14 protein-coding genes and 1 tRNA gene are annotated in these 14,372 nt (G+C 62.6%); 9 read left to right on the top strand and 6 right to left on the bottom strand.

What is annotated here, in order from left to right; genetic code table 11:
- Nucleotides 1-113: 113 nt before the first annotated feature.
- The 4 genes from MESCI2_RS0113815 to tkt form a co-directional block, all read right to left on the bottom strand.
- Nucleotides 114-1,310: a phosphoglycerate kinase gene (locus MESCI2_RS0113815; protein WP_027037107.1), complete on the bottom strand. Its 1,197-nt coding sequence runs from the start codon at nt 1,308-1,310 to the stop codon at nt 114-116.
- Between the two features lie 144 nt (nt 1,311-1,454).
- Nucleotides 1,455-3,344, bottom strand: coding sequence for a potassium/proton antiporter (locus MESCI2_RS0113810; protein WP_027037106.1), 1,890 nt, complete (start codon nt 3,342-3,344; stop codon nt 1,455-1,457).
- A 218-nt stretch (nt 3,345-3,562) separates the two neighbouring features.
- Nucleotides 3,563-4,573: a type I glyceraldehyde-3-phosphate dehydrogenase gene (gene gap / locus MESCI2_RS0113805; RefSeq protein ID WP_023810967.1), complete on the bottom strand. Its 1,011-nt coding sequence runs from the start codon at nt 4,571-4,573 to the stop codon at nt 3,563-3,565.
- A gap of 151 nt (nt 4,574-4,724) precedes the next feature.
- A complete protein-coding gene (gene tkt / locus MESCI2_RS0113800) occupies nt 4,725-6,716 on the bottom strand; it encodes a transketolase (protein WP_027037105.1) in 1,992 nt (663 codons plus the stop codon).
- Between the two features lie 263 nt (nt 6,717-6,979).
- Between tkt and MESCI2_RS0113795 the strand changes: the two genes are divergently transcribed.
- The 4 genes from MESCI2_RS0113795 to MESCI2_RS0113780 all read left to right on the top strand — a co-directional run bounded on the left by MESCI2_RS0113795 (nt 6,980) and on the right by MESCI2_RS0113780 (nt 9,530).
- Nucleotides 6,980-7,252 (top strand): DUF4164 domain-containing protein, encoded by a 273-nt coding sequence (locus MESCI2_RS0113795; protein WP_013529251.1) that lies wholly within the window; start codon nt 6,980-6,982, stop codon nt 7,250-7,252.
- An 11-nt stretch (nt 7,253-7,263) separates the two neighbouring features.
- Nucleotides 7,264-7,629 carry a cell division protein ZapA gene (locus MESCI2_RS0113790; RefSeq protein WP_027037104.1) on the top strand — a complete coding sequence of 122 codons (366 nt, stop codon included), beginning with the start codon at nt 7,264-7,266 and terminating at the stop codon, nt 7,627-7,629.
- Between the two features lie 225 nt (nt 7,630-7,854).
- Complete coding sequence (locus MESCI2_RS0113785; protein WP_027037103.1) at nt 7,855-8,514, top strand: peroxiredoxin; 660 nt, start codon at nt 7,855-7,857, stop codon at nt 8,512-8,514.
- Between the two features lie 143 nt (nt 8,515-8,657).
- Nucleotides 8,658-9,530 carry an MBL fold metallo-hydrolase gene (locus tag MESCI2_RS0113780; protein WP_027037102.1) on the top strand — a complete coding sequence of 291 codons (873 nt, stop codon included), beginning with the start codon at nt 8,658-8,660 and terminating at the stop codon, nt 9,528-9,530.
- A gap of 88 nt (nt 9,531-9,618) precedes the next feature.
- Here MESCI2_RS0113780 and rpoH read toward each other — a convergent pair whose 3' ends face one another.
- Together rpoH and MESCI2_RS0113770 are read right to left on the bottom strand one after the other, a co-directional pair.
- On the bottom strand, nt 9,619-10,530 hold the full coding sequence (gene rpoH, locus MESCI2_RS0113775; RefSeq protein WP_013529255.1) for an RNA polymerase sigma factor RpoH: 912 nt from the start codon (nt 10,528-10,530) through the stop codon (nt 9,619-9,621).
- Between the two features lie 200 nt (nt 10,531-10,730).
- Nucleotides 10,731-11,771 (bottom strand): RluA family pseudouridine synthase, encoded by a 1,041-nt coding sequence (locus tag MESCI2_RS0113770; RefSeq protein ID WP_027037101.1) that lies wholly within the window; start codon nt 11,769-11,771, stop codon nt 10,731-10,733.
- 29 nt (nt 11,772-11,800) lie between these two features.
- On the opposite strand from MESCI2_RS0113770, the gene MESCI2_RS0113765 reads away from it, so the two are divergent.
- The 5 genes from MESCI2_RS0113765 (at nt 11,801) to MESCI2_RS0113740 (ending at nt 14,330) form a co-directional block, all read left to right on the top strand.
- Entirely contained in the window at nt 11,801-12,184 is a 384-nt protein-coding gene (locus MESCI2_RS0113765; protein ID WP_013529257.1) for a fimbrial protein, read from the top strand.
- A gap of 48 nt (nt 12,185-12,232) precedes the next feature.
- Nucleotides 12,233-12,640, top strand: coding sequence for a VOC family protein (locus MESCI2_RS0113760; protein ID WP_027037100.1), 408 nt, complete (start codon nt 12,233-12,235; stop codon nt 12,638-12,640).
- Between the two features lie 90 nt (nt 12,641-12,730).
- Nucleotides 12,731-12,805 (top strand) — tRNA-Glu (locus tag MESCI2_RS0113755).
- Nucleotides 12,806-13,096: 291 nt separating this feature from the next.
- Nucleotides 13,097-13,519 (top strand): hypothetical protein, encoded by a 423-nt coding sequence (locus MESCI2_RS0113750; protein ID WP_027037099.1) that lies wholly within the window; start codon nt 13,097-13,099, stop codon nt 13,517-13,519.
- A gap of 310 nt (nt 13,520-13,829) precedes the next feature.
- Entirely contained in the window at nt 13,830-14,330 is a 501-nt protein-coding gene (locus tag MESCI2_RS0113740; RefSeq protein WP_155936613.1) for a hypothetical protein, read from the top strand.
- The last annotated feature ends 42 nt before the right edge of the window (nt 14,331-14,372 follow it).

Here is a 14,372-nt window from a genome sequence, read left to right as displayed (position 1 = left end):
TGTTCCGCGCTTAACGGAAGTCTACCGCCAAAGGAATGGCATCGGAAAGCTCGAATCGATTGAAAGCCTCGGGCAGCCTTGTTCGCTCTCCGAGTGTTGATCGCCTCGGAGCCTCAGCGCTTCAACACGTCGACGCCGGGCAGTGGCTTGCCTTCCATCCATTCCAGGAAAGCGCCGCCGGCGGTCGAGACATAGGTGAAGTCGTCGGCGACGCCGGCATGGTTGAGCGCCGCCACCGTGTCGCCGCCGCCGGCAACCGAGACCAGCCTGCCTTCCTTGGTGCGCGCCGCCGCATGCTTGGCCGCCGCCACCGTCGCATGATCGAAGGGCGCGATCTCGAAGGCGCCGAGCGGGCCGTTCCAGACCAGTGTCGCGGCGCGGTCGATCCATTCGCCGATGGTCGTCACGGTTTTGGCGCCGACATCGAGGATCATGCCGTCGGCCGGTACATCCGATATGGCGACGGTCTCGCAGGCCGCGCCTGCCTTGAACTCCCTGGCGACGACGCCGTCGACAGGCAGGATGATGGCGCAGCCGGCCTCGGCCGCCTCGATCATGATCTGCTTGGCGGTTGAGGCCAGATCATGCTCGCAAAGCGATTTGCCGACATCGGTGCCGCGCGCGGCAAGAAAGGTGTTGGCCATGCCGCCGCCGATGACGAGTGCGTCGACCTTCTTCACCAGGTTCATCAAAAGGTCGATCTTGGTCGAGACCTTGGCGCCGCCGACAATGGCGACGACCGGACGGACCGGTTTTCCCAGTCCCTTCTCGAGTGCCTCAAGCTCAGCCTGCATGGTGCGGCCGGCAAAGGCCGGCAACAGATGCGCCAGGCCTTCCGTCGAAGAATGCGCGCGGTGCGCGGCCGAGAAGGCGTCGTTGACGAAGATATCGCCATTGGCGGCGAGTTTTTCGGTGAAAGCCGGGTCATTCTTTTCCTCGGCCTTGTAGAAGCGGGTGTTTTCGAGCAGCAGCACGTCGCCCTTGTTCATGGCGGCGACAGCGCTTCCGGCCGTGTCGCCGACGCAGTCCGAGGCGAAACCGACGGGGCGGCCGAGCACGTCGGCTGCCGCCTTGGCGATAGGCTCCAGCGAGAATTCGGGCGAGGGGCCATCCTTGGGCCGGCCGAAATGGGCGAGCAGGATGACCTTGGCGCCCTTGCCGGACAGTTCGGCGATGGTCGGCGCGATGCGTTCGATGCGGGTGGCGTCGGTGACTTTGCCCTCAGTGACAGGCACGTTGAGGTCGACGCGCACCAGCACACGCTTGCCGCTGATGTTGCCGATATCGTCGAGTGTCTTGAAGGCGGCCATGCGGGTTCCTTTCGCGAAAAACCGGGGGACCATACCCCGCATCGGCGACGATGCAAGGCTTAGGCGCGCTCGAAGCGAAATTTTGAAGGGGGCACGATCCTGCGCCGGCGGGCGGATGAATGGCGGCCCTCCATAGCGGGTTTGTCAGCTTTCGGTTGCTGCCTTTTCCGGGGCTGGCTCCGGGGCCGGTTTCCCGTCCGCCCGCGCCTCGGCCTCCTGCGTCTCGGTCGGCTTGCGCCAGTTGCGGATGAAGGCGGAGACGCGGTCGCCGATTTCGCCGGCGCTGAGGAAGACCGGCACCCGCGCCACCGGCGCGGTTGGCTCGAACGACAGACCGAGGCCTATGATCTTGCCCTTGTCGTCGACGTCGCGGACGATCAGTTCTATCGGGCCGAGCAGGACGCGGTCGGCATATTCGGCATGGCCGCCGAGCCGCGCCGTGACCAGCGCTCCAACGGTGAGTTTTTGCTCAGCTTCGGTCAGGCCCGGCGTATAGGCGGCCTCCAGTTCGGCGGCGGAGCGCGCGGGGTCGACAGCGAAGGCGCCAAAAAAATCAGCATCCTCGGGATCGACCACGGCACGGCTGGCGAACAGCTTGTCGAGCAGGCGCGGATAGCGGTCCGGCACGAAAATGTAGACCTGGTCGCCGGCGGCGAGCCGGCCCATGTCCTGGAAGCGCATCGAGCGGCCGTCGCGCAGCACCAGCGAGGGCCGCGCCCAGCGTGGGATGCGCTCGCCGCGCGCCACCGGGCTGCCGGGTGCGACGCGATAGGCAAGAAGCTCGTGATGGGCGGAGCCCGGCAATTCAAGCTCGACCTTGTCGAGCGGGCCGAGCCGCGCCGGCACGATCAAACCGAGGCGGCGCGCCAGCGGTCCGACCGTCCAGCCCTGGATGACCAGCGATACCAGAACGATGATGAAGGCGGTGTTGAAGATGACCCGGCCATTTTCCAGGCCGCCGAGCAGCGGGGTGATGGCGAGCAGGATCGACACCGCGCCGCGCAGGCCGACCCAGGAGACGAAGGCGACTTCGGGGCGGGGCAGGCGGAACGGGATCAGGCAGAGCCAGACGGCGACCGGCCGCGCCACGAACATCAGGAACAGGCCGAGCAGCACCGCCGGTACCATGATCGCCGGGAACTGCGACGGCGTCGCGAACAGGCCGAGAATGAGGAACATGATGATCTGCGCCAGCCACGACATGCCGTCCTGGAAGCGCTTGAGGATGGTGACGGCGCGGATATCGGAATTGCCCGAGATGAGACCGGCGATATAGACCGCCAGGAAGCCCGAGCCGCCAATGGCGCCGGCGGCGGCAAACACCATCAACGACAAGGTCAGCACGAAGATCGGCAGCAGGCCATGGTCGAGATTGAGCCGGTCGACGAGGCGCACGATGGCGAGGCCGCCGAGCACGCCGACGACAGCGCCAAGACCCATGTTGAGGAGGAAGCCGAGGAAAAGGCTGGTGACCAGGACGTTGGTCTCGGGATTGGCATGAGCGGCGATGATCTCGACCAGCGTGATGGTCAGGAAGATGGCGATAGGGTCATTGGTGCCGGATTCCACCTCGAGCGTCGAGCGCACGCGTTCGCGCAGATTGATCTCGCCGGCACGCAGCAGGAAGAACACGGCGGCCGCATCGGTGGAGGCGACGGCGGCGCCGAGCAGGAAGGATTCCAGCCAGGTGAGGTCGAGCAGATAGTGGGCGGCGGCGCCGAACAGGCCGGTGGTCAGAATGACGCCGAAGGTCGCCAGCGACAACGCCGGGCCGGCTGCCTGCCGCAAGGCGTTGAGCGGCGTGCCGAAACCGGAATCGAACAGGATGACGGCCAGCGCCAGTGAGCCGGCAAAATAAGCGATGCGGGCGTTGTCGAACTGGATGCCGAGACCATCAGTGCCGGTGGCGAGGCCGATGCACAGGAACAGGAGCAGAAGAGGAGCGCCGAAGCGGAAGGCGATCAGGCTCGAAAACGCGGCGGCGACGACAAGCGCTGTGCCGACCAGCGTGACGAGATAGATCGCATGCTCCATCCTGAATTCAGCCCCTCAAATTCGTCTGTCTCCTGCTTTGCGAGAGAGTGGGGCGAAGACGTGACCAGTGCAAGGCGGCAGGGTGGTTTTTTGGCCTATGCCGCTGATTTTCGGATGTTTTGGCGCGCAGGACACAAATTGGGAATGCGCAAGCTGCGCTCATGAAAAACGCCCGGGCAAAGCCGGGCGTTCCAAGTCTCGAAAAGAGAATTTTGTGATCAGGCGATGGTCTTGCCGAAGGCGACCGATGTGTCGCCCATGCGGTTGGAGAAACCCCATTCATTGTCGTACCAGGACAGCACCGACACGAAGTTGCCGTCCATCACTTTGGTCTGGTCGAGCGCCATGATCGAGGAGCGCGGATCGTGGTTGAAGTCGATCGACACGTTCGGGTGATGGGTGACGCCGAGAATGCCCTTGAGCTTGCCGTTGGAGGCGGCGATCACCGCGTCGTTGATCTCCTGCACCGTGGTCGACCGCTTGGCGATGAACTTGAAATCGACGACCGAGACGTTCGGGGTCGGCACGCGGATCGAGATGCCGTCGAGCTTGCCCTTGAGGTCGGGCAGCACCAGCCCGATCGCCTTGGCGGCACCGGTCGAGGTCGGGATCTGCGACAGGGCGGCAGCGCGGGCGCGGTAGAGATCCTTGTGCATGGTATCCAGCGTCGGCTGGTCGCCGGTGTAGGAGTGGATCGTCGTCATCATGCCTTTTTCGATGCCGACCGTTTCGTGCAGCACGGCTGCCAGCGGCGCCAGGCAGTTGGTGGTGCAGGAGGCATTCGAGATGACGATATGGTCCTTGGTCAACTGGTCGTGGTTGATGCCGTAGACGACGGTGAGGTCGGCGCCTTCGGCCGGGGCCGAAACGATGACGCGCTTGGCGCCGGCGGTCAGATGTGCCGCTGCCTTGTCACGGGCGGTGAAGATGCCGGTGCATTCGAGCGCGATGTCGATGCCCAGTTCCTTCCACGGCAGCTGCGTCGGATCCTTGATCGCGGTGACCTTGAACGTCTCCTTGCCGACGGTGATCTGGTCGCCGGAAACCGAAACTTCATGCGGGAAGCGGCCGTGCACGCTGTCATAGCGCAACAGGTGCGCATTGGTCTCGACCGGGCCGAGGTCGTTGACGGCGACGACGTCGATGTCCTTGCGGCCGGATTCATGGATAGCGCGCAGGATGTTGCGGCCGATGCGGCCAAATCCGTTGATGGCAACTCTGACGGTCATAATTCTCTCCCTGGGAGTTGGAGGGCGGACGAGGGGTCCGCAGTTTCATAGCGGCGGAAGCAGAAAGAATCCAGCCGCAGTGGCGTGGATTTAAATCGATTAAGTTAGGCCAGCCCGGCGAAGCCGTTTTTCGCCGAACTGGCCCAGAATCTTACTTGGCGTGCAAGCGTGCTTCCGCCGCCTTGGCCGCGGCTTCGGCGGTAATGCCGAAATGCGGATAGAGTTGCTCGATCGTGCCCGAGGCGCCGAAGCCGGTCATGCCGACGAAGATGCCGTCGGAACCGATCAGGTGATCCCAGCCCTGGCGTATGCCGGCTTCGATCGCCATCTTGATAGGCGCATTGCCGATCGTCTTCTTGCGGTAGTCGTCGCTCTGCTGGTCGAACAGTTCGAAGCAGGGAACCGAGACGACGCGGGTCGGATGACCGTGCTTTTCCAACAGCTCGCGCGCGCCAAGCGCGATCTCGACCTCGGAGCCGGTGGCGAAGATCGTCACCGCGGCCTCGCCGCTGGCGGCAGCCAGCTCATAGGCACCCTGGCTGCTCAGGTTCTTGGCCGAGAATTCGGTCCGCACCGTCGGCAGGTTCTGGCGCGTCAGCGCCAAGGTCGACGGCGTCTTTTCCGACTCCAGGGCGATCTGCCAGCATTCGGCGGTTTCCACCGCGTCGGCCGGGCGGAAGACATTGTGGTTGGGGATCGCGCGCAATGCGGCCAGATGCTCGACCGGCTGGTGGGTCGGGCCGTCTTCGCCCAGACCGATGGAATCATGGGTCATGACGAAAATCGAGCGGATGCCCATCAGCGATGCAAGCCGCATCGACGGACGGGCGTAGTCGGAGAAGCACATGAAGGTGCCGCCATAGGCGATGAGGCCACCATGCAGCGTCAGGCCGTTGAGCGCGGCGGCCATGCCATGCTCGCGGATGCCGTAGTGGACATAGCGCTGGCCATAGTCGTCGGGTGTGATGTTCTTGGTCTGGCTGGTCTTGGTGTTGTTGGAGCCGGTCAGGTCGGCGGAACCGCCGATGGTCTCGGGCACGGCGCCGTTGATGACCTCCAGCGCCATCTCGGACGATTTACGGGTGGCGACCTTCGGCTTGTCGGCGACAAGCTTCTTCTTGTAGTCGGCAATGACGGCGTCGAAATTGGATGGCAGCTTGCCACTGAGGCGGCGTTCGAACTCGGCTTTCAGCTTGGCGTCGGCCTTGGCCAGGCGGCCTTCCCAGTCGGTGCGAGGCTTGGCGCCGGCCTTGCCGGCGGTGCGCCAGGCGTCGAGGATGTCGGCCGGAATCTCGAAGGGCGGCGAATCCCAGTTGAAGAACTTTCGCGCGCCGGCGATCTCTTCAGCGCCGAGCGGCGAGCCGTGCGCCTTGTTGGTGCCGGCCTTGGTCGGTGCGCCGAAGCCGATGGTCGTCTTGCAGGCGATTATGGTCGGCTTGTCGGAATGGCGGGCGGCCTCGATGGCATAGGCGATGGCTTCCGGATCGGTGCCGTCGATGTGGCTGGCGTTCCAGCCGGAGGCCTGGAAGCGGGCGACCTGGTCGGTGTTGTCGGACAGCGAGACCGGACCGTCGATCGAGATGTTGTTGTTGTCCCAGAAGACGATCAGCTTGTTGAGCTTGAGGTGGCCGGCAAGCGCGATGGCTTCCTGGGACACACCTTCCATCAGGCAGCCGTCACCGGCCAGGACGTAGGTGTAATGGTCGACGAGGTCGTTGCCGAAGGCTGCGTTCATGATGCGCTCGCCGAGCGCGAAGCCGACCGAATTGGCGAGACCCTGGCCGAGCGGGCCGGTCGTCGTCTCTATGCCGGTGGCATGGCCGTATTCGGGATGGCCGGCGGTCTTCGAGCCCAACTGACGGAAGTGCTTGATCTGGTCGAGGGTCATGTCCTCGTAACCGGTCAGATGCAGCAGCGAATAGAGCAGCATCGAGCCATGGCCGGCAGACAGGATGAAACGGTCGCGGTCGGGCCAATGGGGGGCCTTCGGATCATATTTCAGGAACTTCGTGAACAGCACCGTGGCGATGTCGGCGCAACCCATGGGCAGGCCGGGGTGACCGGAATTTGCCTTCTCGACGGCGTCCATGGAAAGAAAGCGAATCGCATTGGCCATCCGGTCATGTTGTTCACGCGACGTCATGGTTCCTCCAGAAGTGGGGGTTTGGGGGCTTGGGAGAGCCCTTGAAAAGGGTGCGCGACACATAGCAGGCGCGGGCTTTTAGTCAACAAATCGGGTGCACATTTGCCGGTCTTGTGATGCCGGCGGCGGACCTACATTAGCGTTAGCGGGGGACAGTCGCGAGAGCTTTGTTGACGTTGCCTTCACCCGGTGCCTAATGTTTCAGAGATAACGCGTTCTGAACGTGAACGATTCGGTGATGGGCAGGGCACAGGACGAAGGCCATGACCGGGGAAGCCACACTCAAGGAAGTCATCGCGAGGCTGGGCAAAGCCATCGAGGGGCTGGAAAATGCCGTCGCGGCCAAGCTCGAGCATGAACGCGACTACTCCGAAGCCGAGGCCGAGGTGCAACGGATGAACGCCGATCGCTCGCGGCTGGCGCAGGAACTCGACAATTCCGAAGCGCGTGCCGAACGGTTGGAAGATGCCAACAAGGAAGTCTCGCGACGTTTGGTGACCGCCATGGAAACCATCCGCGCCGTGTTGGACAGATAGGAGCTGGCCCGATGGCACAGGTCACGGTTTCAATCGACGGCAAGCAGTATCGCATGGCCTGCGACGAGGGCCAGGAAGAGCATCTGATCGACCTTGCCGAGCGCTTCGACCGCTATGTTTCGCACCTGAAGGACTCGTTCGGCGAGATCGGCGATCAGCGGCTGACGGTGATGGCCGGCATCATGGTGATGGATGAACTCTCGGAGTTGCAGAAACGCGTCAAGGGCATGGAAAGCGAAGTGCTGACCTTGCGCAAGACCCGCGACGAGGCTCTGACCAAGGCCGACAAGAGCGATAGCGTGCTGACCAACGCGCTTGGCGCGCTGGCACAGCGCATGGAAGACCTGACTGTGACAATGGCGGTCAACAAGACCTGAGGCAGGATCGCTCCTGTCCAGCCCCAACAGGCTCTCATCCGCGCGCCGCGCATTCGGCAGCATAAAAATGCTCGCCTGCCGCCGACAAGAGTTTCATATTATCTTGCAGTCACGATTTTTGCGCTAAGATGCAACGATGCCGGGGCGGGGCAGCTCGATGGCGGCATGAGTTGCCGCTTGCCGTTCCTCGCTGCCGACGGGTTCCGTTTACAGGGGAGATGTACCATGAGCCTTCGTATCAACGACATTGCGCCGGATTTTACCGCCGAGACCACGCAAGGGACGATCAAATTCCACGACTGGATCGGTGACGGATGGGCGATCCTGTTCAGTCACCCCAAGAATTTCACGCCGGTCTGCACGACCGAGCTTGGCACGATGGCCGGGCTCGAAGGCGAGTTCAAGAAGCGCAACGTCAAGATCATCGGCATTTCGGTCGATCCGGTCGAAAGCCACGGCAAGTGGCAGGCCGACATCAAGACGGCGACCGGCCATTCGGTGAACTATCCGTTGATCGGCGACAAGGACCTCAAGGTCGCCAAGCTCTACGACATGCTGCCAGGCGGCGCCGGCGAGACATCGGAGGGCCGCACGCCCGCCGACAACGCAACGGTGCGCTCGGTCTATGTCATCGGACCGGACAAGAAGATCAAGCTGGTGCTGACCTACCCGATGACCACGGGCCGCAACTTCGACGAGATCTTGCGCGCGGTCGATTCCATGCAGCTGACTGCCAAGCATCAGGTAGCGACGCCGGCAAACTGGAAGCAGGGCGAGGACGTCATCATCACCGCTGCCGTCTCCAACGAGGACGCGATCAAGCGCTTCGGCGCTTACGAGACCATCCTGCCGTATCTGCGGAAGACCAAGCAACCATCTGCCTGACCGCTCCTCGGAACAGTTTTTGGCTTTCCCGTCGCCGCGAGCGAAATGATACTTGACTGGCTCACTCGAGCGGACAACCATGCTCCTCTCGGGTGTCGTCAGAGAAAATCATTCCTGACGACCGAGAGTTGGGGAAGCCGAAATTGGACCTAGCTTTGGCCAGGCCGCAGGTCAGCGGCTTCTATGACAAGCCGACCGGGGCCATTCAGTATGTCGTCGCCGACCAGGCGACGAAACGCTGCGCCATCATCGATCCGATCCTCGATTTCGACGAGAAATCCGGCGCCACGGCAACGACAAATGCTGACGTCCTGCTCGACTTCGTCAGCGAGCAGGGGCTGAGCGTCGAATGGATACTCGATACCCATCCGCATGCCGACCATTTCTCGGCGGCGCACTATCTGAGAGAGAAGACCGGCGCGCCGACAGCGATCGGTGACAGGGTCGTCGACGTCCAGAAACTGTGGAAGGCGATCTACAACTGGCCGGATTTTCCCGCCGACGGTTCGCAGTGGGACAGGCTGTTTGCGGAAGGCGAAACCTTCCGGGTGGGCACACTTCCGGCCAAGGTGCTGTTCTCGCCCGGCCACACGCTGGCCTCGATCACCTATGTGATCGGTGATGCCGCCTTCGTCCACGATACGCTGTTCATGCCCGACAGCGGCACGGCGAGGACGGACTTTCCCGGAGGCAGCGCCGCGCGGCTTTGGCGCTCGATCCAGGACATTCTGGCGCTGCCGGACGAGACGCGCGTCTTCGTTGGCCATGACTATCAGGCCGGCGGCCGCGAGCCTTTGTGGGAGAGCACGGTCGCCATACAGAAGGCCACCAACATTCATCTCGCCGCTGTCCGCAGCGAGGCCGAGTTTATCACCCTGCGCGAGGCGCGCGACGGGACGCTGCCGATGCCGCGGCTGATCCTGCATGCGCTGCAGGTCAACATGAATGGCGGGAGACTGCCCGAACCCGAAGCGAATGGCCGGCGGTACCTGAAGTTTCCGTTGGATGGGCTTTGAGAGGCTGTTTCACCAACTCGCAGTCCGCCACAAAAAAGGCGGCGCCAGTTCCCTGGCGCCGCCTTGATTTTTGTTGCCTTAGCCGGCTTTAAGCCGCGGGCTGCGCCTCAATAGTGCGCAGCGCCTGGGTCTGGCGCTTGGCGGCGGCCTTGACTGCATCCTGCACCTTCTCGAAGGCGCGCACCTCAATCTGGCGCACGCGCTCGCGGCTGATGTCGAACTCGGACGACAGCTCTTCCAGCGTCAGCGGCTCCTCGGCGAGGCGACGGGCCTCGAAGATGCGCCGCTCGCGCTCGTTGAGCACGGCAAGAGCGCCCGACAGCATGCCACGCCGGTTCTCCAGCTCGTCCTGCTCGATCAGCATCTCTTCCTGGCTTTCGTGGTCGTCGACCAGCCAGTCCTGCCACTCACCGGACTCACCTTCGCTCGCCCGGATCGGAGCATTGAGCGAGGCGTCGCCCGACAGGCGGCGGTTCATCGACACCACTTCGGCCTCGGAAACGTTCAGCCTGGTGGCGATCTCGGCGATCTGGTCGGGCTTCAAGTCGCCGTCGTCGAGCGCCTGGATCTTGCCCTTCACCTTGCGCAGGTTGAAGAACAGGCGCTTTTGGTTGGCGGTCGTGCCCATCTTGACCAGGCTCCACGAGCGCAGGATGTACTCCTGGATCGAGGCCTTGATCCACCACATGGCATAGGTCGCGAGGCGGAAGCCACGCTCGGGTTCGAATTTCTTGACGGCCTGCATCAGGCCGACATTGCCTTCCGAGATCACTTCGCCGATCGGCAGGCCATAGCCGCGATAGCCCATGGCGATCTTGGCGACGAGCCTGAGGTGGCTGGTGACGAGCTTGTGCGCAGCGGAAGTGTCTTCATGCTCGGCGTAACGCTTGGCGAGCATGTACTCTTCCTGCGGCTGCAGCATGGGAAAGCGGCGGATTTCTTCCAGGTAGCGGCTGAGGCCGCCTTCGCCGGAAACGATACTGGGTAGTGACTGGGCCATGATAGCGCCCCCTCTCTATTGGAGTGATGCCCCCGAAACGCGGCGGGCATGTGACGCGAGCACCAAAAGGCTCGCCCGCGACATCAGATCTTATACAGGAACAAAACCAGAAAAGACAGGCATTTGTTCAACACGAAACAGTGTGTCACGGTGAAGTGAACAATGTCAGTCAGGTTTTTTGATGGCTGTCGGTGACGGGTTCAGAGTTTGCGAAAGCCGCCGACGAGTTCCTCCATGTCCCTCGGTAACGGCGCCTCGAACCTCATCGTTAGATGGGTAGTGGGGTGCCGAAATGCAAGGAGCCAGGCATGCAAAGCTTGCCGGGGAAATGCCTTGACCTGACTTTTCAGCGGTTCGGGCAGCCGGTTGGCCTTGGTGCGGAAGGCCTGCCCATAATCGGGGTCGCCGACCACCGGATGGCCGATATGCGCCATATGGACACGGATCTGGTGGGTGCGGCCGGTCTCCAGCCGGCATTCGACCAGGCTGGCGGTGGCGAATTCCTGCTGATCGACGCCGAAGCGCTCCTGCACGGCAAAGTGGGTGACCGCATGGCGGGCGTCGTCGCGTCCTTCCGGCACCACGGCACGGCGCACGCGGTCGGCGGCGCGGCCGAGCGGCGCGTCGACCCTTCCGGTCGGCCTCTGCGGTATACCCCAGACCAGCGCCAGGTAGGCGCGCTCCAAGTCGCCGGTCAGGCCGTGATCGGCGAAGGCTTCGGACAGCGACTTGTGGGCGCGGTCGGTCTTGGCGACGACCATGACGCCGCTGGTCTCCTTGTCGAGGCGGTGCACGATGCCCGGCCGGCGCACGCCGCCGATGCCTGAAAGGCTGTCGCCGCAATGATGGATCAGCGCGTTGACCAGCGTGCCGGTCCAGTTGCCGGCACCGGGATGAACGACAAGCCCCGCCGGCTTGTTGATGACGATCAGCTCGTCGTCCTCATAGAGCACATCGAGTGCGATGTTCTCGCCCTGCGGCTCCGCCGGCTCCGGCTCCGGCATGGTAACCGACACGCTTTCGCCCGCCGCCATCTTGCGCTTGGTCTCGTAGACAAGCTTGCCGTCGACCGAGACCGCGCCCTGCCTGATCAGCATCTGCACGCGGCTGCGTGACATGTCCGGGCCAAGGCTTGCGGCCAGCCACTGATCGAGGCGCAGTCCGGCCGCATCCGCGCCTGCCACCAGTACGGTCGGTTCCGCCTCTATCAATTCAGGGGCCTCTTCGCTATGAGCGCTCATTGAAAAAACCGTTCCGGAACTGTTTCGCCATGGCCAGCCCGATCGCCGAAGAAGACCAGGATAAGCCGCTCGACCCCGAGGTCGAAAAGGTGCGCAGGAAACTCGTCCGCTTCGTCGGGATCAATCTCGGCCTGCTGTTCCTCGCCCTTATGGTGGTGATCGGCGCCCTTGTCTACAAAGCGCGCAATGCACCGCCGGCGAACCCGCCGCTGGCCGGCGATATCCAGACACCCGCCGGCGAACCGGTCAGCGGCGACATCGTGCTGCCGGTCGGGGCCAAGGTGGTCAGCCAGTCGCTGTCCGGCAATCGTGTCTCGATCGACGCCGAGCTTGCCGACGGCAGCCGCACGATCTTCGTCTACGACATCACCGAGCGACGCCTGATCGGCCGCTTTGCGATCCGCAACAAGTGACCGAGCCGCAACGATGAGCGGCAGCAGGCCAATGAGCAAGCGTCAGGGATGAGCGGGTTCGCCGAGCATCGTCGCGTCGCCACGGTCGCCCTGGTCGTCGCCAATTATGACGAGGCGATTGCCTGGTATGTCGAGAGGTTGGGTTTTCTGCTCGCCGAAAATGTCGATCTCGGCGGTGGCAAGCGCTGGGTCACGGTGGCGCCGGCCAAGGGGCAGGGCGCCAGGCTGCTTCTGGCCGAAGCGTCCGACGAGGCGCAAAGGCGGAGCATCGGCAACCAGACCGGCGGGCGTGTCTTCCTGTTCCTGGAAACCGACGACTTTGCCCGCGACCACGCGGCGATGCTGGAAAAGGGCGTCGAGTTTCGCGAAGCGCCGCGCTTCGAGCCCTATGGCACGGTGGCGGTTTTCGCCGATCTGCATGGCAATCTCTGGGATCTGATCGAACCGAAACGATAGACTGACGGCCGGCTTTTTCTCGGCAAGGGAAAGCGGCCTAACCCCAGTTGCTTTTTCCCGGCGCTCAGCCTATATCGCCGGTTCTTGAACGCGCCCATCGTCTAGCGGTCAGGACACCGCCCTCTCACGGCGGGAACAGGGGTTCGATTCCCCTTGGGCGTACCAACAAAATCAATAAGTTACCTTTGCCATCGAACTTCGGTCCCGATAAGAGACCCGAAAAGCAGTGCTGCCGCGACCGATTTAGCTGCAATGCGGCAGCCGATTCACAGCAGCATTCGCCAGCAAACCCCAAACGTGTCGCCTGATCCGAGCTAGGATGGGAAGGTGGGGATGGTTCCCTAAGCCATCTTCCATCGATGAACAGCTAGGCGGATGATCCGATGCCCCGCAAGACGAAGCGCCAGAAGCAGCCCGAAGAAAGCACGCATCTCGCCATCAGAGTGGAGCGATGCGATGCGAGTGTCGAAGCTGCCAACGCGACTGACGGTCGCCGGAATAGCCACCTACCCGGAGGAACGAGCGGGCGAAACATATGAGGTTACAATCTATGGCGACAACTTGGGCTCAGGCGACATTCGTGCGACGGTCAAGGATGTGCAGGAGCGCGATGACCGTTGCGCGCCCAAATATCTTCAATACCGCGGTAGGCAGATCCCTATTTACAAGCCGCCACCGGGCATGGGGCTCATCGACAAGATCCACGGCGAGCGACGCTGGACGGCGTGGCTTCGCGTTTCCCCACGCTTTACGAGCGACGCACTCGCTCTGTTGGGCAACGGACGAGCTCTGTTCCTAGCTATACACGAGCGCAAAACGAACCGCACGCGCTGGGTTCAGAGCGCTAGCTTGCAGACGACCGACCCGGCAGAAGAATAGACCTGGGACGGGAGCCGGCCGCTCTGGAGGCCGAGCGGTATAGGTCACCGGTCTTGAAATTTGGAATGCTGGTTGGACTAAACATGAAACGCTGGCGCAATTTTTAGGGCGCAAAACGGAATGAAGAGATGGCCGAGTGGTTAAAGCATCCGTCTTGAAAACTGACGTGCGTGGAAGCGTACGGTGGGGTCGAATCCACTCTCTCCGCCAGTACCTGCAACACGCAGATAAGCGAACTGCTGAGCGGGTGCTCGGGCAAGCCGTCGGTAAGGAACAACCGCCCACCACTGTCGTACCAAGAGGAAGAACCATGCCGGACGAGACCTTGAACAAACCTAAACCGCGTCGGGGGTCGCTCTCTACACCGTTGGCACAGGTACAGATGTTCTCAATTAGAGCCATCATCTTCGCCAGCGCCTTCTCGGCCCTTGCTGCCACGGCATTAGGCGCCGAGCTGCAGCGAAGCTGTCTCGAGCCGCCTGCGACAGTTATCGAGCTTACGGGCATTAACACTCAACATGCGCGGGCCAAAGCAAAGTTTAGCGAACCGGACATCATTAAGGCGTGCCATGAAGGCTATGTGGACCAAGGTGGCTTCTCGTCACCGGAAAAGTGCATTCGCGAAACGAAGGTGACCCTCCTTGGCGACGAAATTAGTGCGGTGGCAAATTGTAGTAAGGGCACCCTCAGGTTAGGGGAGATGACCTTCAAAATGCCGGTTGACGAGAACTGTGCATCCGGCGGCATCTTCGCCGCGCCGGCTTTCACAATGCTCTGCCCTAAATATCGAGGCAAGGTTGTGAACCCATGAGGAAAGGCTGTTGCGGCCGACGCATTTTTCGGGTGCTAAGGT

It is taken from the genome of Mesorhizobium ciceri WSM4083 (genome assembly GCF_000519305.1).
In the GTDB taxonomy this organism is placed as follows: Bacteria; Pseudomonadota; Alphaproteobacteria; order Rhizobiales; family Rhizobiaceae; genus Mesorhizobium; species Mesorhizobium ciceri_B.
Note: the sequence above shows the minus strand (reverse complement) of the source record. Positions and strands in the feature narration are given on the sequence as shown.